Here is a 20,088-nt window from a genome sequence, read left to right on the forward strand (position 1 = left end):
CTACCTTAGCGGAGATCGATCATGACGCATTTACCGACGGAACTGCTGCTGCTGGGCTGGTCGACGGTCCTGCTATTCGCGTACGTCATGATCCAGGGACAGACAGCGACGCGCGACCGCGGGCTCGACTGGAACGCCGGGCCGCGCGACGGCGAACAGAAGCCGCTCGGCGAAATGGCCGGCCGTGCCGAACGTGCGCTCAAGAATTTCCAGGAAACCTACCCGGTCTTCATCGCGCTCGCGCTGGGGCTGGCCGTAACCGATCGCACCGGCGGGATGGGTGCGATTGGCGCATGGCTGTGGTTCGGTGCGCGGATCGCTTACATCCCGCTCTATCTGTTCGGCATCAAATATGTCCGCAGCCTGAGCTGGACGGTGTCGATCCTCGGCCTGCTGCTGATGCTGATCCGCTTTCTCTGAGGGTCAGAGCGTGCGGATGATCGCAGAGAAGTCGAGGCTACCCTGCCCGGCCTCGGCAAACGCTTCGTAACGTTCGGCAGCCTTCGCGCCCATCGGCGTATCGGCACCAGTATCCTTTGCCGCCGCCATTGCGAGCCGCAAGTCCTTGAGCATCAGCGCCGCCGCGAAGCCGCCCTGATAGTCATGATCGGCGGGCGTATCGGGACCGATCCCAGCCATCGGGGCGTACGTCGTCATCGACCAGCTCTGCCCCGACGACACGCTCGCGATGTCGTAGAACGCCTGCGCATCGAGCCCGAGCTTCTCCGCCAGCACGAAAGCCTCGCAGGTCGCGATCATCGTCGCGCCGAGGATCATGTTGTTGCAGATCTTCGCCGCCTGCCCCGCGCCGTTCGCGCCGGCATGGATGACCGCCTTGCCCATGTCCGCGAGGATCGCCTGCGCCCGATCGAACGCCTCCGCCGAGCCACCGACCATGAAGGTCAGCGTGCCCGCATTCGCCGCACCGATCCCACCCGAGACGGGCGCGTCGACCGCGACAAGGCCCTTCGCCTGCGCAGCCGCGGCGACTTCCTTGGCGGTGGCGACGTCAATCGTCGAGCAGTCGATCAGGATGGCGGACGGCGACGCGACCGCGAACAGCGCGTCATAGACCTCCGCGACATGCTTGCCGGCCGGGAGCATCGTCACGATCGCCTCGGCACCGTCGGCCGCCGCGGCGGCGGACGCGACCGGCAGGCATCCGGCGGCCTTCGCCTTGTCGAGAGCGTCGACGCTCAGATCGAACGCGCGAACGTCGTGGCCCTTCTTGGCAAGGTTCGCCGCCATGCCGCCGCCCATGTTGCCGAGCCCGATGAAACCGATCCGTGCCATGTTCTCTCTCCTAATCTTGCTCCCCTCCCGTTCACGGGAGGGGTTGGGGGAGGGCAGTGCCGCAAACACGTCGCGCGTGGTCGCGGCAGGCCCCTCCCCTGACCCCTCCCGCAAGCGGGAAGGGAATTGTGATCATTTCCCCGTCCAGGTCCCGGCGCGCTTCTCGACGAACGCTGCCATCCCCTCGCTCTGGTCCGCGGTGCCGAACAGCCCATGGAACAGCCGCCGCTCGAACTGGACGCCCATCGCGAGCCCGGTCTCGAACGCCGCGTTGACCATTTCCTTGTTCGCCAGCACCGCCAGCGGCGCCATCGCGGCGATCGTGGTCGCCGTCTTCACCGCCTCCTCGACCAGATCGTCCGCCGGCACGATCCGCGAGACGAGGCCCGCGCGCTCGGCTTCGGCGGCGTCCATCATACGACCGGTCAGGCACATCTCCATAGCCTTGGCCTTGCCGACCGCGCGCGTGAGCCGCTGCGATCCGCCCATGCCGGGCGACACCGCGAGCCTGATCTCGGGCTGGCCGAACTTGGCGGTATCGGCAGCGAGGATGAAGTCGCACATCATCGCCAGCTCACACCCGCCACCGAGCGCATAGCCCGCGACCGCCGCGATCACGGGTTTCCGCGTCCGCGTGAAATTCTCCCAGCCCGCGAAGAAGTTGCTCGCGTACATCTCGGCAAAGCCCTGCGACTGCATCTCCTTGATGTCAGCGCCGGCCGCGAACGCCTTGGCCGAGCCGGTCAGCACCGCGCAACCCTGCGAAGGATCCGCATCGAACGCGGCAAACGCGGCGATCAGGTCGGCCAGCACCTGCGAATTGAGCGCGTTAAGCGCCTGCGGCCGGTTCAGCGTGACGAGCGTGACGCCACCGCGCTGCTCGACCAGGATCGTTTCGTATTCGGCCATTCCAAACCCTTCCAATTTCGTCACCCCAGCTTCCGCTGGGATGACGTGCTTTCTGTCATTCAGCCCGGCGTCCACGCTTCCGCTTCAGGCAACGGCGCGAAGATCTGGTCGATCACATGATCGGTCACATCCTCGGGCGTCGCCGGATCCCAGCGCGGCGCATTGTCCTTGTCGACGATCACCGCCCGCACGCCCTCGATAAAGTCATGCCGCTGCACGACATGCGCACCGACAGCGTATTCCTGCCGCATCTCGTCCGCGAAACTCGCCATCGCCGCCCCCTCGTGGAGCAGCCGTAGCGACACCTTCATCATCTGCGGCGACTTGGTCTTCAGCGTCGCGAGCGTCTGAGCCGCCCATTCCCCGCCATCGGCTTCGAGCGCGGCATAGATCTCCTCGAGCACGTCCGACGCGAAAAGCCGGTCGATCTCGTCCTTGCGAGCCAAGATCTTCGCGTCGGGTGCCGACGAGGCCAATCCGTCCAACACGCCCGCGATATCCTGTGGTGTCTCCGCGATCCCCGCCTTGGCCGTATCGAGCGTATCGCTCGCCAGAAAATGCGTCGCCAACCCGAGCGCGAGACACTCCGCGCCGTCGAGCCGGTGCCCGGTCAGCGCGAGATACTGCCCGATCCGCCCCGGCAACCGCGACAGATACCAGCCGCCCCCCACGTCGGGAAACAGCCCGATCCCCGTCTCCGGCATCGCGAACTTGGTATTCTCGGTCGCCACCCGGAATCGGCACGGCAGCGCAAGACCGACGCCGCCGCCCATCGTGATCCCGTCCATGAAGGCTACGATCGGCTTGGCACAGGTGAACAGCCGGTGGTTCATCCGGTACTCGGCATGAAAAAACGCCCGCGCCTCGACCCCGTCAGTCGCGCCCGAGGCCGCCAGCATGCGGATATCGCCGCCCGCGCAAAACCCACGCCCCTCGGCATGATCGACCACGATCACCTCGACCGCCGCATCGCCACGCCACGCCTCCAGCGCCTCAAGCACGCCTTCGCACATCGCCAAGTTCAGCGCGTGCAATGCCTTGGGCCGATTGAGACGAATACGGCCGATCGGGCCTTCAACAGTGGTGATCAGGTCTTTGGTCATTCGCTCTTCCTTGTTCTCCCGCGAAGGCGGGAGCCCAGACTGGACTCCCGCCTTCGCGGGAGAACATGCTATTGCCGCGTCAACTCGCGACCAACGATCATACGCATGACCTGGTTCGTGCCCTCAAGGATCGAATGCACGCGCAGGTCGCGCCAGAAGCGCTCGATCGGATAGTCCTGCAGATACCCGTACCCGCCATGCAACTGCAACGCGCGGTCGACCACCGACGAGCCCGTGTCGGTCGCAAGCCGCTTCGCCATCGCCGCGAACTTGGTCTTGTCGGGCGCGTTCGCCGTCACCTTCGCCGCCGCCATGTACAGCAGCGCCCGCGCCGCCTCCAGTTCGGTAGCCATGTCGGCCAGCATGAACTGCGTGTTCTGGAAATCCGCGATTGCCTTTCCGAACTGCTTGCGGTCCTTGGTATACGCGATCGCCTCGTCGAGACACCGCTGCGCGCCTCCGAGCGAGCACGCGCCGATGTTCAACCGCCCGCCGTCCAAGCCCATCATCGCGATCCGAAAGCCCTCGCCCTCGCCCCCGACCATGTTCGCCCCCGGCACGCGGACGCCATCGAAGATCACCTGTCGCGTCGGTTGCGAATGCCAGCCGAGCTTCTTCTCGTTCGCGCCGAACGACACGCCCAGCATGTCCTTCTCGATCACGAGGCACGAGATGCCCTTGGGCCCGTCCTCACCGGTACGGACCATCGTCACGTACACCTCGTTCTCGCCCGCGCCCGAGATGAACTGCTTCGAACCCGTCACGATCCAGTCGTCGCCGTTACGCACCGCGCGCGTCTTCAACGCCGCCGCATCGGAACCCGACCCCGGCTCGGTCAGGCAATAGCTCGCGAGCCGATCCATCGTCACAAGATCGGGTAAATACTTGTCCTTCACCGCGACCGATCCGAACCGGTCGATCATCCACGCCGCCATGTTATGAATGCTGATGAACGCGCTGGTCGAAGGGCACCCGTACGACATAGCCTCCATGATCAGCGCCGCCTCCAGCCGCCCGAGCGCGATCCCGCCGCTCTCCTCGCTGACGTAGATCGCCGCGAAGCCGAGTTCGGCCGCCGCCTTGATCGTCTCGCGCGGGAAGATGTGCTTCTCGTCCCACTCGGCCGCGTGCGGGGTGATCCGGTCAGCGGTAAAGCGGCGCGCGAGGTCCTGGATCTCGCGCTGGTCGTCGGTAAGGTCGAACTGGTTTGAGGTGAACTGGTTCATCGTGGTCCTATCTCCGTCATGCCGGGCTTGACCCGGTACCCAGTGTCACGGACGCCGGTGTTCGTGGCTCTGGGTCCTGACGTGCGTCAGGATGACGATTGGGGGAAATGACGTGGATCGGCAACCGGCTGTCTACATCTGGCCAGCTGGCGCAACGGGACGCTGTACATCGGCGTCACGTCCAACCTGATGGCGCGGATCGTTCAGCATCGTGCCGGATCCTTTGGCGGCTTTACGCGAATATACGGCGTCAAACGGCTCGTTTGATTCGCGATGGCGGACACGATGGAGGAGGTCATAGCTCGCGAGAAGCAGTTGAAGAACTGGCGCCGCGCCTGGAAGATCGAATTGATCGAAGCCGACAACCCGACTTGGCGCGATCTGGCAGAGAATTGGGGCTTCGATCCGCTCCCCCAGCCGTCATCCCGGGCTTGACCCGGGACCCAGAGCCGCAAGCACCTACGCTCGTGGCTCTGGGTCCTGACGTTCGTCAGGATGACGGAAGAACGATAGCCCACCCAATCACCCCATCGTCGGGATAACGAACGCGTCGTTATTGCGCGTAGGCCCACCATCCTCGGCCATCGCCGGCAGCGCAGACCCGTCCGGCCAACGCTGCGTGATCGTCTTCACCTTGGTCCAGAACTTCACGCCCTCCATGCCGTGCTGGTTGGTGTCGCCGAACGCCGAGCGCTTCCAGCCACCGAAGGTGTGATACGCGACCGGCACCGGAATCGGCACATTGATGCCGACCATCCCAACGTTCACCCGCGCCGCGAACTCGCGCGCCGCGTGGCCGTTGCGCGTGAAGATCGCGACGCCGTTGCCGTATTGATGCTCGCTCGGCAGGCGCACCGCCTCCTCGAAATCGGCGGCACGGACGACCTGGAGGACGGGTCCGAAGATCTCCTCCTTGTACGCCGACATCTCCGTCGTGACGTGATCGAACAGCGAAGGCCCGATGAAGAAGCCCTTCTCATGCCCCTGCAATGCAAACCCGCGCCCATCCACGACCAGTTCAGCGCCTTCGTCGACGCCGGTTTGGATCCAGTTCTCGATCCGGGTGCGATGCGCCGCATTCACCACCGGCCCGTAATGCGCATCGTTGTCGGTCGACACGCCAACCCGCAAAGCAGCGATCGCCGGGATCAACTTCTCACGCAACGCGATCGCGGTCTTCTCGCCGACCGGCACCACCACCGGCAGCGCCATGCAGCGCTCGCCCGCGCTCCCGAACGCCGCGCCTGACAGGTCCGCGACGACCTGGTCGAGGTCGGCGTCGGGCATGACGATGCCGTGGTTCTTCGCACCACCCATCGCCTGGACGCGCTTGCCCGCCTCGACGCCGCGACGGTACACGTAATGCGCGATGTCGGACGATCCGACGAAGCTCACCGCCGAGATCGCCGGGTGATCGAGGATCGCATCGACCATTTCCTTGTCGCCGTGGACGACCTGGAAGATGCCCTCGGGCAGCCCCGCCTCGACGAACAATTCGCCGAGCCGCACCGGCACCGACGGATCGCGCTCGCTGGGCTTGAGGATGAACGCATTGCCCGTGGCGATCGCGACGCCCGACATCCACAACGGGATCATAGCCGGGAAGTTGAACGGCGTGATGCCCGCGCCGATACCGAGCGGCTGGCGCATCGAATACACGTCGATCCCCGGCCCGGCGCCCTGCGTGTATTCGCCCTTGAGGATGTGCGGGATGCCGCAGCAGAACTCGATCACCTCCAGCCCGCGCTGGATGTCGCCCTTCGAATCCGCGATCACCTTGCCGTGCTCGGACGACAGCAGCCGCGCGAGTTCGTCCATGTTCGCCTCGACGAGCCGCTTGAACTCGAACATCACGCGAGCACGCCGTTGAGGGTTAGTCGCAGCCCAGCCCGGCTGCGCCTTCTGCGCCGCGGCGACCGCACGGTCCAGATCGGTCGCACCCGACAGCCGCACGCGCGCCTGCACCTCGCCCGAATTCGGGTCGAACACGTCGCCGAAGCGCTCGGCCGTGCTGGCCGCACCGCTCACGAAATTCTCGATCGTCCGCATGGCATCCTCTTCTTGTTGCACGCACCGTCGGGCATAAGCGTTTCGCAGCCAAGCGGGGTTGTTTGCAGAATCGCTCTGCGAATATGCAGCATAGGGTGAGGCGTTCATGGATTGGGACGACGTCCGGTATTTCCTCGCTCTGGCGCGCACGCACCGGCTTGGGCCAGCTGCAAAACTGCTGGGACAGGACGCGACGACGGTGTCGCGGCGACTCCAGCGACTGGAGCGGCGACTCCAGACGACGTTGTTCGAACAGACCGTCGCCGGATACGCGCTGACCGAACGCGGCGCGGCGCTGCTCGACCATGCCGAGACGATGGAGGCGTCAGCGCTCGGTATTCAGGAAGTCGTCGGCAACGACGCAGGCGTGCTCGCCGGGCCGATCCGGTTGAGCGTCTCGGAAGGCTTCGGCAGCCGCATCCTCGCACCGCGCCTCGCGTCGTTCACCAACCAGCATCCGCGGATCGCGGTGGACCTGATTGCGTCGACGGGGTTCCTCAACCCGTCGCGGCGAGAGGCGGATATCGCGGTAATGCTCGCGCGACCGAAGAGCGGCCCATTGGTGGCGCGAAAACTCACCGACTATCACCTTGGCCTCTACGCGCATCCCGATCACCTCGCGCGGGCGGGGCCGATCGCGACCACCGCGGACCTGATGCGGCACCGGCTGATCGGCTACGTACCGGACATGATCTACGCGCCCGAACTCCGCTATCTCGCGGAGATCGACGGGCGCCTGGATGCGTCGATCCGCAGTTCGAGCATCGTCGCGCAGGCCGAGCTTATCGCCGCGGGCGCGGGGTGCGGGATCCTGCCGTGCTTCATCGGCGACGGCATGCCGGGGCTAGTGCGGGTGCTGCCCGACGCCGTCGATATTCAGCGCTCGTTCTGGCTCGTCGTCCACCGCGACGTTCGCCGGATCGCGCGGATCGACCGGTTCATCGCCTGGCTGGACGCGACCATCGGCGCGCTGAAGCCGCTGATGCTGGGCGTGCCCTCGGCGCCGATTGCCGCCCCCGAATGACGCCCGTATAGATCGATGTTGCATGGCAGCATCGCCGGGCCCGGAGCAGCGCGTTGATCCCCAAACTCTATCACCAGATGATCGACGCGATCGGCGATGGCACCGGCCTGCCCGATATCATCCTCCACATCCATGCCGGCATGGCACTGTTGATGATCGCCCGGCTGATCACGCGGCGGTCGTTCGGGACGTTCATTCCGTGGTGGGTGGTCGTCGCCGGCGAGTCGTTCAACGAGATCATGGACCGGCTGAACTTCGGGTCCTGGCGCTGGGAGGATACCTCGCTGGACATCGTCAACACGCTGCTGTGGCCGACGGTGATCTGCGTAGGCGTGCGGTTGCGGCCGATGATCGCGCAACGAGCCACGGTCAAGGCGGGTGCGGTGGAGACCGGGTCGGATGCTGTTGTCCCGGTGGAAAGCGTTCCCGTCGAGCCTGAGCGCTAATCTGCCCCCTCCCTTCCAGGGAGGGGAGCGCGTTGTGGGCGGGCTGGCTTGGTCTGTTCCAGCCAGCCAATAGGCCCTGTTCAGCCCAGCGCGATGTATCGTTGCAGGTGATAATCCTCATCACCCAACTGGTGGTCGATCATCACCAGCCGCTTCGCATAATGCGACACGGCGTATTCCCACGTCATGCCGATCCCGCCATGAAGCTGGATCATCTCCTCCGCGACCAGTGCGCCAGTCCGCCCGATCGTATATTTCGCCGCCGCCAGCGCCCGGTCGCGCGCCTTAGCATCACCACCGTCGAATGCCGACGCGGCGTTGATAACCGCGGAATGCGCCTGCTCGATCTCCAAGAGAACCGTCGCCATGCGGTGCTGGAGCGCCTGAAACTTGCCGATCGGCACGCCGAACTGCTTCCGGTCGCGGAGGTAACCGAGCGTCGCTTCCTTGACGAACTCCATCGCACCGACCGCTTCGGCCGACAGCGCGAGCAACCCCGCCCCAACCGCCGCATCGACGATCGCCTGCCCCTGCCCTTCGCCACCCACGCGCGCCTTTGCGCCAAGCGTGACATTCTCGAATGTCACGTCCCCGGCCGCACCACCCTCGACGACGTTGAAGCTGCGGACCGATACTCCCGCCGTATCCGCCGGCACGAGGAACACGAGCGGATCGCCATCCTGCTCGACCGTGACGACGAACACCGATGCCGCACCCGCCTGGGACACGACCGCCTTCGTCCCTCTGAGCGTCCAGCCATCGCCACTCTTCGTCGCGGTCACGGGCGTCGCGCCATCCTCGTGCGCGAACGCAGCGATCGTCTCGCCGGACACGATTGCAGCGAGCGTCTCGTCATGCCCGCCAGCCTTCGCCAGCGCCCGCCCGGCCATCAGCGCACCGAGGAACGGCTCGACCACCAGTGCGCGGCCAAGCGCCTCGAACACCACCATGATGTCGAACCCGCTGCCACCGAAGCCGCCCGCCGCCTCGTCGAACAGCGCGGAGACGATGCCGAGTTCGGTCAACTGCTGCCAGACCGCCGGGTCATACCCCGCCTCGCCATACGCGCCCGCATTACGCGTCTCGATCGGATAGCCGTCGCGCAACGCCCGCACGAGCGTGTCGGCCAGCATGCGGCGGTCGTCGGTGTGTTCGAAGTTCATGGTATCACAGACCCAGAATGGCTTTGGAGATGATGTTCTTCTGGATCTCGTTCGACCCGCCGAAGATCGACAGTTTGCGGTTGTTGAAATAGCTCGGCGCCGCCATCGCCGCGTCCTCCGGGCCGACATCCTCGCCGTTCCACCCGGCCTCCAGAGCTTCGGGTATGTAGGGCGCCGCGTAGGAGCCGTACGCACGACGGGTGAGCGAGGTGATCTCCTGGCGGATTTCGGTGCCCTTGATCTTTAGCATCGAACTCTCCGCACCGGGCGCACCGCCGCCCGCGACCGCCGCGAGCACGCGGAGATTGGTCGTCTGCATGTTGGCCAGATCGATCTCGACCCGCGCCATCCTAGCCGCAAACAGCGGATCATCCACCAGCGAGCGCCCACCCTTCTTCTGCATCTGCGCGACTTCCTTCAGCCGCTCGAACGACGCGATCGAGAAGCCGACGCCGGCGATGTTGGTGCGCTCGTAGGTCAGCAGATACTTTGCGTAGGTCCAGCCCATATTCTCTTCGCCGACGAGGTTGGCGACGGGCACCTCGACATCGGTGAAGAACACCTCGTTCACCTCCTGCTCGCCGTCGATCAGCGTGATCGGGCGGACTTCGATGCCGGGCGACTTCATGTCGATCAGCAGGAACGAGATGCCCTCCTGCTTCTTAGCCGTCGCGTCGGTGCGTACGAGGCAGAAGATCATGTCGGCATGCTGGCCGAGCGTCGTCCAGGTCTTCTGGCCGTTGACGACATAGACGTCGCCCTTCCGGACGGCAGTCGTCTTCAGGCCGGCGAGATCGGAGCCGGCACCCGGCTCCGAATACCCCTGGCACCACCAGTCCGAGCCGTCGAGAATCCGCGGCAACCACTGCTTCTTCTGCTCTTCGGAGCCGTATTTGATGAGCACCGGGCCGAGCATGTTGACGCCGAACGGCACGACGCGGGGGGCGTGCGCGAGTGCGGATTCATTGTCGAAGATGAACCGCTGGATCACGCTCCAGCCCGGACCGCCCCATTGCTCGGGCCAATGGTTCGCCAGCCAACCGCGTTCGTTGAGGATCGCGTGCCATTCCTCCATGTCCGACTTGCGCAGCCGCTTGCCTTCGCGGACCAGCGTAGAAAGACGCGCTGGGAGTTTGTCGCGAAAGAACGCGCGAACTTCCTCGCGGAACGACTCTTCCTCGGGCGTGAAGCTGAGATCCATGGCCATGTGACTCCTGATGTTGGAGCCTGTGTGCCACAGTCGATCGTGGAATTGAAGGACCGGTATGGTCGATGCGATGGAATTTGTTAGTAGTGCGACCCAGGTTATTCCGAACGGTATCGCCGCCCTCCTAATCCTCCCCCGCTAGGGGGAGGTGGCTGGCGCTTGCCAGACGGAGGGGGAGGTAAGGAGAACCTCTGTTCCGTGTCCTCCCCCTCCGTCGCCTACGGCGCCACCTCCCCCTTACGGGGGAGGATCAGTAAAGCGTCAGAACCGGTAGCTGATCCAGCCAGCGAGGAAGTCGGAGTTCTTGTACCCCGCATTCGTCAGCGCAGGCCCCGCGATCAGATGTTCGTACCGCCCGGTGAAGGACAGCCGCGAGGTGAACGGGTACACCGCCTGGAACCGCAGCGTATCGGCGATCTTCTTCCCCCCGAAATTCTGCGTGCCCGCAAACGCGGTGCCGTTCGCGCGGTACACTGCATCGCTCGTCGTATCGCGCCACGAGCGTTGATATTCCGCGGTCAGCCGTAGCTTGTCGAACACGCTGAACGTCACGTTCGGCGCCAACGCGACCAGATTGGTCGGCGTCGCGAACAGCTGATAGCTGTAGTAAATGTTGTTGCCGAACGGCGCGAGCGCGGTGCGCAGCGTACCGTTGCCATAGGCACCGCCACCACTCGCGTAATCGGCATGGAAGCCGACGCGGGGCGCGTTCTTCTTGTCGCCGAGCTTGTAGGTCTGTGCCAACAGCACCAGCCACGCCTTGATCGAGCGGTCGTCGTAGCGGCCGCCCTGGTAATTGATCGTCCAGTCGAGGTTCACCGGCCCGGCATCGCCCCAGATGTGCAGACCATAGAAACTACGCTCTTCGCGCGCGGTCGTGGTGCCCCAGACCTGCCCGCGGTTGCGCAGCCGCCAGAGGAACGGATCGACGTACAGCTTCGACCCACCGAACAGCGTCTCCGGCACGACGATCCCCGTCGAAATGCCCGAGAACCGCCGTGCGCTCTCGGCGTTGTCGTCCTGGGTACCGCCATTGCCGTAGGCGGTCGGCTTGAAGTCGAACACGTCGGCGCGGACTCCGGCGGTGCGCGCCCAGGCGCGGAAGCCGTTGAAGCCGAAGAACAGCGTGTTGTTGTCGCGCGGCACGACCAGCAGGTTCGGACCGTCGGCGAACGTCTGGCGGCCATAGCGGACGCCGACATCGACATCGGCGACCGTCCCGGTCAGGTCGACGAACGCCTGCTGCACCGCCAGCTTGTTGCGCAGGTTCGGCAGCGCCGTTCCCAGATTCCGTCCCTCCAGCGTACCATGCGCGAGTTCGCCATAGAACCGAAGGTGTTCCCCGACATGCAGGTCGGCACCGCCGAACAGGCGGAGAATGTCCTGCCGCTGCGCTTCCGAGTCGCGCAGATTGGGGTTAGTGGTCTGGTTGACGCGCAACCGCGCCTCGCCCGACAGCGTCAGATAGACGTCGCCATCGCCAGCGAGGGAAATGAACTTCAGCTGGTCGACGATGTCCTTGCGCTTGGCCGGATCGCGCAGCTTCGACCAATCCTCCGCCCAGCGCGACTGGTTGTACCCGCCCGCCGTGACGCCGTCGCCGATCGCGGCATCGGGATAGCTCTCCGCGATCGGCGACGCTTCGGCGGTGCTGGACACGTCCTTGGCGCCGGGATTGGCCTTCGTTGCAGGAGCAGGTGCAGGCGACGTCTGCGCCATCGCCAGGGTCGGAAGAGTCGACGCGGCAAAGCTGGCCGCATACGCCATGCGGCGGATCGTGATCGGGGTCATATCGAATATCCGGTACAGGACGCGGGACCGGACACGCCGGTCCCGTAAGCGTCAGTGGGCGGGAGCCGCGGCGGGGATCGCCGCCGGCACGAACTCGGGAAGCTTCCCCGACAACGCGGCGTTCAGCTTGTCGCGGTCGAGAGCGCCTTCCCAGCGGGCCACGACGATCGTCGCGACCGCGTTGCCGATGAAGTTGGTCAGGCTGCGGCACTCGCTCATGAAGCGGTCGACGCCAAGGATCAGCGCCATGCCCGCGATCGGCACCGTCGGCACGATCGACAGCGTCGCGGCCAGGGTAATGAAGCCCGCGCCGGTGACGCCCGCCGCGCCCTTCGAAGAGATCATCGCGACGACCAGCAGCAACAGTTCCTGCCCGAGCGTCAGATGCGTATTGGTCGCCTGCGCAATGAACAGCGCCGCCAGCGTCATGTAGATGTTGGTGCCGTCGAGGTTGAACGAATAGCCGGTCGGCACGACCAGCCCGACGACCGACTTCTCGCAGCCTGCCGCTTCCATCTTCTGGATCAGGTTCGGCAGTGCGGCTTCCGACGAGGACGTACCGAGCACCAGCAGCAATTCGGCCTTCAGATACTTGATCAGCTTGAAGATCGAGAAGCCCGTGAGCCGAGCGACGGTGCCGAGGATGACGATCACGAACAGCGCCGCGGTCAGATAGAAGGTCGCGACCAGCGCACCGAGATTGGCAAGGCTGCCGATCCCGTACTTGCCGATCGTGAACGCGATCGCGCCGAACGCGCCGAGCGGGGCTGCGCGCATTAGGATGCCGACCAGCTTGAAGACGATCAGGCTGAGGCGTTCGAGGAAGTTCAGCACCGGCTTGGCAGGCTCGCCGACCAGGCTCAGCGAGATGCCGAACAGGATCGCGACGAGCAGGATCTGGAGGATATTGCCTTCGGTGAACGCGCTGACCATCGTGTCCGGGATGATGCTCATCAGGAACCCGGTGATCGTCGTCTCATGCGCCTTCACGGTGTAGTCGGCGATGCCCTTGGTATCGAGCGTGGCGGCGTCGATGTTCATCCCCGCACCCGGCTGGACGACGTTGGCGACGATCAGGCCGACGATCAGCGCGAGCGTCGAGAAGAACAGGAAGTAGGCGAACGCCTTGCCCGCGACGCGGCCGACCGAGCCGAGTTCCTTCATCCCGGCGATGCCGGTAACGAGCGTCAGGAAGATCACCGGTGCGATGATCATCTTCACCAGCTTGATGAACGCATCGCCGAGCGGCTTCAGCGCCGCGCCGTACGCCGGATAGAAATGCCCGAGCGCCGCGCCGAGCGCGATCGCGATCAGGACCTGCAGGTATAACTGCCCGGTCCAGCGCTTGCGCCGGGGCGTTTCCGCGACGCCATATGTCTGGGATGGAATGGTCAACATCGCCTCCTGAAAACCTCGCCCGCTGACATGGAGCGTTATCTGCGACGGTAATGCCGGCCCGAACCGCAGACTACAAGCGCGAGCCTACAATCTATTAAGCTATTGTTTTAGCGAAGTTTGACAGCATACCGATCATTCGGATGTGCGGATTTTGTATAGATTGCAGCATGGCGCTCACGGAATGTGTGTGATAATCCGCACAGAATGAGCCGGACTCGTTCCTCCCTTCTGACGACCGCGCTGGCGGTGCTGTTTGCGTTCGCGGCGCTTGGCCTGATCGTGGCGGGGGTCGCGTCGATCTACGGCCAGCGCGCCGTCGCCGACGTTACCGCGGCGGTACGGACACGGTCGATCCAGCAGACCCGGAGCAATCTGCGACTGCTCGAATCCGAGTTGCAGACGTATCGCCTGCTCCCGTTGATGCTTGGCGAATACCCCGACGTGCGCGCCGCGCTGGCGTCGGGTTCGGTCGATCCTGCGCTCAACGAAAAGCTGGCGATGCTGGCGCGGCGAACCGGCGCCCCGGTGATCTACGCGCTCGATACGCAGGGCATGACGATCGCCGCATCGAACGCGGGTCAACCCGACAGCTTCCTCGGTCACGACTATAGATACCGCGAGTATTTCACCAAGGCGATGGCGTCCGGCGCGACCGAGTTCTTCGCACTCGGCAGCGTCAGCGGACGCCCCGGCCTCTATCTCTCGCGACGCATAGAGCGCGCCGGACGGCCGCTCGGCGTGGTCGTCGTGAAGGTCGAATTCGCCAAGATCGCCCGCGCCTGGATCCAGGACCGGATGGCAACCTTCGTCACCGATCCCGACGGCATCATCCTGATTTCCAGCGATCCCCGTCTCCAGTTCAAGACCACGCGGCCCTTGACGGCGGCTCGCCGCGCAATGCTCGCCCAGACGCGCCAGTTCGGCGGATCGCCGCTCGTGCCCGCACCGCTGACGATGATCGAAGGCGGTTCGCGGCTTCCGGACGGCACACCTGCGGTCGCGGTATCGCTCCCCGTGCCGATCGCCGGCTGGCGGCTGGTCCACATGGAACCGCTCGACGCCGCGTTGCGCACCGCGGCCGCGCGTACGCGTTGGGCGACCACGCTCGCCGCGCTGCTGACGATCGGCGCGATGCTCGGCACATGGTGGGTCCACGAGCGGCGCAAGCGCAACGCGGGCGCCCGCGCGGAGCTCGAAGCAGAGGTTGCCCGCCGCACCGCCGAGCTCCGCGCCACCGCCGACCGCCTCCAGATCGAGGTCGAACAGCGCGAGGCCTCCGACCAGCGGTTCCGCCAGGCCCGCGAGGAACTCGCGCACGCCAACCGCGTCGGTTCGATCGGCACGATCACCGCCAGCGTCGCGCACGAGATCAATCAGCCCGTAGCCGCGATCCGCACCTTCGCCGACAATGCCGCCGCCTTCCTCGACCGCGGCGAACCCGCGCGCGCGGCAACCAACCTCCAGTCGATCGTCGACCTCACCAGCCGGATCGGTACGATCACCGCGGGGCTCAGGCGCTATGCCCGGCGCGGCGCAGGCTCGATCGGCCCGGTGGCGCTCGACGAGGCGATCGACGGCGTCCGCCTGCTGATCGGCGACCGCTTCCGCGCCAAGGGCGTTACGCTCGACCTGCCGAACGGTCCCGAGGCGCGACTGACGGTAATCGCCGGTCGCGTTCGCCTGGAACAAGTGCTGGTCAACCTTCTCCAGAACGCCCTCGACGCGGTCGCCGACCGCCGCGATGCCCGCGTCAGCGTCACGGTCGGGCGTAAAGGCCGCGACGTCGTCCTGACCGTCGCCGACAACGGTCCCGGCATCGAGCCCGACATCGCCGACCACCTCTTCACCCCGTTCGCGACGAGCAAGAAGGACGGCCTCGGACTCGGCCTCGGCATCGCGCGCGACATCATGACCGAGTTCGGCGGCACGCTCGACCTCGTCCCAGCACCTGAAGGCGCCATTTTCCGTATGATCCTGGTAAAGGCATGAGCGAGCAAGCGGTTCTGCTCGTCGACGACGACGACGTGTTGCGCGGGGCGCTGGAGCAATCGTTCGAACTCGCCGGGATCGCGGTGATCGCCGAGCGCGACCCGACCGTCGCGCTCGCCTGCGTGACCGCCGGGTTCGACGGCGCGGTCGTATCCGACATCCGCATGCCGAAGATGGACGGCCTCGAACTCTTCCGCCGGATCGCCGCGATCGACCACGAGATCCCGGTGCTGCTGATGACCGGCCACGGCGACGTCGCGATGGCCGTCGCCGCGCTGAAGAACGGCGCGTTCGACTTCATCCCGAAGCCGTTCGCCACGGACCATTTGATCGCGGGGGCACGCCGCGCGCTCGAAATGCGCCGCCTCGTCCTCGACAACCGCCGCCTCCGCGCCGCCGCCGAGGAAACGGTCGGCGCCGAACCGCTGATCGGCGAGACCCCGGTGATGGTCCGCCTCCGCGAAACGATGCGCCAAATTGCTCAGGCCGACATCGACGTTCTGATCGAGGGGGAGACCGGCACCGGCAAGGAACTCGTCGCCGTCCTGCTCCACCGCTGGAGCAACCGACGGTCACGGCCCTTCGTGGCAGTCAACTGCGCCGCGCTGCCCGAGGCTGTCGCGGAAATCGAGCTGTTCGGCCACGACGGCGACTCCCGCCTGCCGCGCACCGGCCGGATCGAGGCCTCGAACCGCGGCACGCTGTTCCTCGACGAAATCGAGAGCACGCTGCCGGCGTTTCAGGCAAAACTGCTCCGCGTGCTCGAGGAGCGCGAGGTGATGCCGGTCGGTGGCGACCTGCCACGTGCGCTCGACCTGCGCGTGATCGCTGCCGCGAAACCGGGGTTAGAGCAGGCGGTCGAGGAAGGCCGCTTCCGCGCCGACCTGCTGTTCCGGCTAGACGCGGTCCGCCTGCGCATCCCGCCGCTCCGAGAACGCCGCGACGACATACCGCTGCTGTTCGGCCATTTGCTCCATCAGGCGGCAGAGCGGTTCGGGCGCGAGGTGCCGACGATCGATACAGCGACGCTAGCGTACCTTGGCCAGCACGACTGGCCCGGCAACGTCCGCGAACTCGACAACCTCGCCAAGCGCCTCGTCCTCCGCGTCGAGGCGGAAGAGGCAGTCGACGAAGACAGCGACATCCCCCTCCCCGCCCGAGTAGACAAGTTTGAGGAAGCGACGATCCGCGCCGTGCTCCAACAGGTCAGCGGCGACGTGCGGTCTGCGCTGGCCGCACTCGGCATCCCGCGCAAGACGTTCTACGATAAGCTGAAGCGCCACGAGATCGACGTCGAAGCCTACCGCCCGACCAAAGGCTAATCCTCAATTCTCCCCTGCAAGGGGAGGTGGCAGCGCTTGCGCTGACGGAGGGGTGACCCGCTCTCGATAGGGCGACACCCCTCCGTCGCTGCGCGACACCTCCCCTTGCAGGGGAGGATTGATTTAGGTCGGAATAACCGGCGGCGGCACACCGCCCTGCCGCGTCGCCACGAACTTCGCCAGCGGTGGCCCGATCAGCAACACCCCCAGAAACCGCAGCACCTGAAGCGCCATCACGAACGGCACATCCACCGGACTCGACGCCGCGATGATCGCCACCGAGTCCATCCCGCCGGGACTGGTCGCCAGATACGCGGTAACCGGATCGATTCCCCACCACCGCGTCAACACCGCCGCGATCCCCCCGCAAAACGCGATCAGCAACGCCACCGACAACAGGATCCGCGGCATCGCCTTCCCCGCCACCCGCAGCGTATCGCGGGTGAACGACAGTCCGATCCGCCACCCGACCACCGCATAGCTGATTGCGAGCAACCACTGCGGCAACACCGGCTGCGCGACACCAGTGACATTGAGCGCCGCTCCCGCCACCAAGGACCCGAGCAGCGCACCGGCGGGCAGCTTCAGCACAACGCCGACACTCGCACCAACACCAGCAATCGCGATCGTCCGAAGCACGGCAACCGGATCGACCGCCGCAAACCACGTGGCTGCGACATGATGCCCGCTCCCGCCACCGACCATCACCGCCGCCAGCACCGAAGCGACCACCGCCACGCTCACGACCCGCGTGTACGTCATCACCGCGACCAGCCGCGAGTCCGCGCCATACGCCTGCGCCATCAACACCATCGCGCTCGCCGCGCCCGGCGTCGATCCCCACACCGCGACGGTCCCCGGCAACACCTGCCACCGGCTGAGCAGATACCCGAGCACGCTGCTTGCCGCGAGCGTGACGAAATTCACCATCAGGAACACCGGCCAGTGATCCGCCACCGTCGCGACGATCCCCGTGGTAATCGACCCTGCAATCAGAGTCCCGACCGCAGCCTGCGAACCCCGAAACGCCGAAGTCGGCACGCTCAGCGACCACCCCCGCACCGCCAGCACGACCGCGGCGACCATTGGCCCGAGCAGCAACCCCGCAGGCAGCCCGACGACTTCGAGCAGCGCGGCGATCACCGCCGACAGCGCGATCAAGACGGCCCAGCGCCAGATCACGGCTTGGTAGCGAACCAGATCGTGTGCCGCGCGCCGCCCTTCCGCGTCGCCCGCGCGATCACTTCGTCGACCGCGAACCCCGCTTCAGCAAGGCGCGTAGCAAACGGCTTGCTGGGAGCGGACGACCACACGGCGAGCACCCCGCCCGCCCGCAAAGCCGCTCGCGCCAGGGACAATCCACGCGCCCCGTAAAGCCGGTCATTACCCGGCCGCGAAATTCCGTCCGGACCGTTGTCGACGTCGAGCAGGATCGCGTCCCAATCACCCTCGGCGATCGCCGCGACGACATCGCCCTCGAAAATGCGGGTCCGCGGATCGGTCAGGCTGTCGCCGTGCAGCGTCGCCATCGGCCCGCGCGCCCATTCGACCACCGCCGGCACGATCTCCGCAACCGCCACCTCCGCGTCAGGCCCAAGCCGTGCGAGCGCCGCGCGAAGCGTAAACCCCATCCCAAGCCCGCCAATCAGCATCCGCACGCCCGGCCGCCCACCGATCCGGTCGCACGCCTGCTCCGCCAGCGCCTCTTCCGACCTACTCAACCGGCTGTTCATCAACTCGTTCGCGCCGAGCATGATCGAGAACTCGGCGCCACGCTGGAGCAACCGAAGTTCACCCCCACCCGGCACCTGCGCCGTCCCCAGCAGCACGCGCGGGATCATGCCGACCAAGCCGCGATATCGTCCTGCTCGCCGATCAAGGCCAGCCCGTGCGCGATCGACGTCAGCTCGCCACCACTCATGATCGCCGCCTCGCCAAACCGCTCGACGAAGATCCGGCGGATGCGCGGGATAAGCGACGATCCGCCGGTCAGGAACACCCGGTCGATCTCGCTTCCGCTGACGTTCGCCACCTCAAGCGCCCGGTCGACCGCCGCCTCGATCCGCACGACGTCATCGGCGATCCACCCCTCGAACTGCGCCCGCGTCACGTCCGCCTCTATCTCGAGCCCCGCGCCCGCAAAGTGGAAATGCGCGTCCTCGCCATTCGACAGCGCACGCTTGAGCGACCCGACCGCGTCGTACAACGGGTACCCCAGTTCGTTCTCGATCACCGCGATCATCCGCCCGATCGCGTCCGGATCAATCGCAGTCTTCTGCAACCGCTCGAGTTCGGTCATCGTCTTGCGGTTGCGCATCAGCGCCAGCCGCGACCAGTCCGCGAAGTCGGCGAAATACGCACGCGGAATCTCCAGTTCCTTGCCGAACGACTTGTACGCGCCGCCCTTGCCCAGCATCGGCAGCACCAGCCGGTCGAGAATGCGGTAATCGAACCGGTCGCCCGCGATCCCCACGCCCGCATGCCCCAGTGGCGTACACCGCCGCGCCGCGCCCGGCTCGGCAACGCGCACGACCGAAAAGTCGCTCGTACCGCCACCGAAATCCGCCACCAGGATCGTCGCCGGCTCGGTCAGTCGCGTCGCGTAGCTATAGGCAGCACCGAGCGGTTCGTAGACGTAGTGGATCTCCGCCCCGAAACCCTTGAACATCGCGTCGTACCGCGTGCGCGCCAATGCCTCGTCGGGCCGCGCGCCGGCATATTCGACCGGGCGGCCGACGACGATCCGGTGCGGCCGCGTATCGAGCTTGCCGCCCGCATGCGCGATCAGCTTTTCGAGAAACAGCTGGCCCATCTCCTCGAAGCGATAGCGCTTGTCGAAGACCGACGCCTGCTCGAACGTCTTCATCGCCGCGACCGACTTGAACGACTGGATGAACCGGCTGTCGAGCGGATACTCCATATATTCGGCGATAGCCCACGGCCCCGCATCCGACGCGAGCCCCTTGCCGCTGTCGTCCTGCCAGAAGCACAGCGCCGAGCGGAACACCGGGCTCGTCTCGGCGGGGGCTGCGAAGGTCATCAGCTCGGGTGAACCACCGCGAGCCCCCAGCGCCACGACGCTGTTGGTCGTGCCGAAATCCAGCCCCAAAGCGGGGCCGCCAGCGTCCGTCTGCATCGCGTCGTCCTTCAATGAACGCGGGCCTATGC

19 protein-coding genes are annotated in these 20,088 nt (G+C 65.9%); 7 read left to right on the top strand and 12 right to left on the bottom strand.

Annotated features, from left to right (window positions below; genetic code table 11):
- The first annotated feature begins 21 nt into the window (after window positions 1–21).
- Window positions 22–420, top strand: coding sequence for an MAPEG family protein (locus tag C8J42_RS14835; protein WP_133020662.1), 399 nt, complete (start codon window positions 22–24; stop codon window positions 418–420).
- A gap of 3 nt (window positions 421–423) precedes the next feature.
- On the opposite strand, the gene mmsB is transcribed toward C8J42_RS14835, so the two are convergent.
- The 4 genes from mmsB to C8J42_RS14855 form a co-directional block, all read right to left on the bottom strand.
- Window positions 424–1,293, bottom strand: a complete 870-nt coding sequence (mmsB, locus tag C8J42_RS14840) for a 3-hydroxyisobutyrate dehydrogenase (RefSeq protein ID WP_133020663.1) — start codon at window positions 1,291–1,293, stop codon at window positions 424–426.
- Between the two features lie 132 nt (window positions 1,294–1,425).
- Complete coding sequence (locus tag C8J42_RS14845; RefSeq protein WP_133020664.1) at window positions 1,426–2,202, bottom strand: enoyl-CoA hydratase; 777 nt, start codon at window positions 2,200–2,202, stop codon at window positions 1,426–1,428.
- A 59-nt stretch (window positions 2,203–2,261) separates the two neighbouring features.
- Window positions 2,262–3,305: an enoyl-CoA hydratase/isomerase family protein gene (locus C8J42_RS14850; protein WP_133020665.1), complete on the bottom strand. Its 1,044-nt coding sequence runs from the start codon at window positions 3,303–3,305 to the stop codon at window positions 2,262–2,264.
- A gap of 68 nt (window positions 3,306–3,373) precedes the next feature.
- A complete protein-coding gene (locus tag C8J42_RS14855; protein WP_133020666.1) occupies window positions 3,374–4,531 on the bottom strand; it encodes an acyl-CoA dehydrogenase family protein in 1,158 nt (385 codons plus the stop codon).
- Window positions 4,532–4,720: 189 nt separating this feature from the next.
- On the opposite strand from C8J42_RS14855, the gene C8J42_RS20685 reads away from it, so the two are divergent.
- A complete protein-coding gene (locus C8J42_RS20685) occupies window positions 4,721–4,798 on the top strand; it encodes a hypothetical protein (protein WP_347812415.1) in 78 nt (25 codons plus the stop codon).
- 6 nt (window positions 4,799–4,804) lie between these two features.
- Window positions 4,805–4,966 carry a hypothetical protein gene (locus C8J42_RS14860; protein ID WP_347812414.1) on the top strand — a complete coding sequence of 54 codons (162 nt, stop codon included), beginning with the start codon at window positions 4,805–4,807 and terminating at the stop codon, window positions 4,964–4,966.
- A gap of 87 nt (window positions 4,967–5,053) precedes the next feature.
- On the opposite strand, the gene C8J42_RS14865 is transcribed toward C8J42_RS14860, so the two are convergent.
- Complete coding sequence (locus C8J42_RS14865) at window positions 5,054–6,580, bottom strand: CoA-acylating methylmalonate-semialdehyde dehydrogenase (protein WP_133020667.1); 1,527 nt, start codon at window positions 6,578–6,580, stop codon at window positions 5,054–5,056.
- A gap of 106 nt (window positions 6,581–6,686) precedes the next feature.
- Here C8J42_RS14865 and C8J42_RS14870 point away from each other — a divergent pair, with 106 nt between their 5' ends.
- Together C8J42_RS14870 and C8J42_RS14875 are read left to right on the top strand one after the other, a co-directional pair.
- Entirely contained in the window at window positions 6,687–7,604 is a 918-nt protein-coding gene (locus tag C8J42_RS14870) for a LysR family transcriptional regulator (protein WP_133020668.1), read from the top strand.
- 53 nt (window positions 7,605–7,657) lie between these two features.
- Window positions 7,658–8,050: a hypothetical protein gene (locus tag C8J42_RS14875; RefSeq protein WP_243644460.1), complete on the top strand. Its 393-nt coding sequence runs from the start codon at window positions 7,658–7,660 to the stop codon at window positions 8,048–8,050.
- 80 nt (window positions 8,051–8,130) lie between these two features.
- Here the strand turns inward: C8J42_RS14875 and C8J42_RS14880 are convergent, their stop codons facing one another.
- The 4 genes from C8J42_RS14880 to C8J42_RS14895 all read right to left on the bottom strand — a co-directional run bounded on the left by C8J42_RS14880 (window position 8,131) and on the right by C8J42_RS14895 (window position 13,600).
- Window positions 8,131–9,213: an acyl-CoA dehydrogenase gene (locus C8J42_RS14880; RefSeq protein WP_133020669.1), complete on the bottom strand. Its 1,083-nt coding sequence runs from the start codon at window positions 9,211–9,213 to the stop codon at window positions 8,131–8,133.
- 4 nt (window positions 9,214–9,217) lie between these two features.
- Window positions 9,218–10,414, bottom strand: coding sequence for an acyl-CoA dehydrogenase family protein (locus C8J42_RS14885; protein ID WP_133020721.1), 1,197 nt, complete (start codon window positions 10,412–10,414; stop codon window positions 9,218–9,220).
- Between the two features lie 267 nt (window positions 10,415–10,681).
- Entirely contained in the window at window positions 10,682–12,211 is a 1,530-nt protein-coding gene (locus C8J42_RS14890; RefSeq protein ID WP_243644462.1) for an alginate export family protein, read from the bottom strand.
- A 51-nt stretch (window positions 12,212–12,262) separates the two neighbouring features.
- On the bottom strand, window positions 12,263–13,600 hold the full coding sequence (locus C8J42_RS14895) for a dicarboxylate/amino acid:cation symporter (protein ID WP_243644483.1): 1,338 nt from the start codon (window positions 13,598–13,600) through the stop codon (window positions 12,263–12,265).
- A gap of 213 nt (window positions 13,601–13,813) precedes the next feature.
- On the opposite strand from C8J42_RS14895, the gene C8J42_RS14900 reads away from it, so the two are divergent.
- Both C8J42_RS14900 and C8J42_RS14905 read left to right on the top strand, forming a co-directional pair.
- The gene (locus C8J42_RS14900) at window positions 13,814–15,598 is read left to right on the top strand and encodes an ATP-binding protein (RefSeq protein ID WP_207897143.1); all 1,785 of its coding nucleotides are present in this window, start codon (window positions 13,814–13,816) and stop codon (window positions 15,596–15,598) included.
- Window positions 15,595–16,920: a sigma-54 dependent transcriptional regulator gene (locus C8J42_RS14905; protein ID WP_133020671.1), complete on the top strand. Its 1,326-nt coding sequence runs from the start codon at window positions 15,595–15,597 to the stop codon at window positions 16,918–16,920. Before C8J42_RS14900 ends, C8J42_RS14905 begins: the two co-directional genes overlap by 4 nt.
- Before the next feature lie 123 nt (window positions 16,921–17,043).
- On the opposite strand, the gene C8J42_RS14910 is transcribed toward C8J42_RS14905, so the two are convergent.
- From C8J42_RS14910 to C8J42_RS14920, 3 genes are read right to left on the bottom strand one after another with little or no spacing between them, the layout of a single operon-like run.
- A complete protein-coding gene (locus C8J42_RS14910; RefSeq protein ID WP_207897144.1) occupies window positions 17,044–18,102 on the bottom strand; it encodes an AbrB family transcriptional regulator in 1,059 nt (352 codons plus the stop codon).
- Window positions 18,099–18,761, bottom strand: coding sequence for a hypothetical protein (locus C8J42_RS14915; RefSeq protein ID WP_133020724.1), 663 nt, complete (start codon window positions 18,759–18,761; stop codon window positions 18,099–18,101). The genes C8J42_RS14910 and C8J42_RS14915 overlap by 4 nt, the downstream gene beginning before the upstream one ends.
- Complete coding sequence (locus C8J42_RS14920; RefSeq protein WP_133020673.1) at window positions 18,758–20,056, bottom strand: Hsp70 family protein; 1,299 nt, start codon at window positions 20,054–20,056, stop codon at window positions 18,758–18,760. Before C8J42_RS14920 ends, C8J42_RS14915 begins: the two co-directional genes overlap by 4 nt.
- Window positions 20,057–20,088: the final 32 nt, after the last annotated feature.

This window comes from Sphingomonas sp. PP-CE-1A-559 (assembly GCF_004340965.1).
Classification (GTDB): Bacteria; Pseudomonadota; Alphaproteobacteria; order Sphingomonadales; family Sphingomonadaceae; genus Sphingomonas.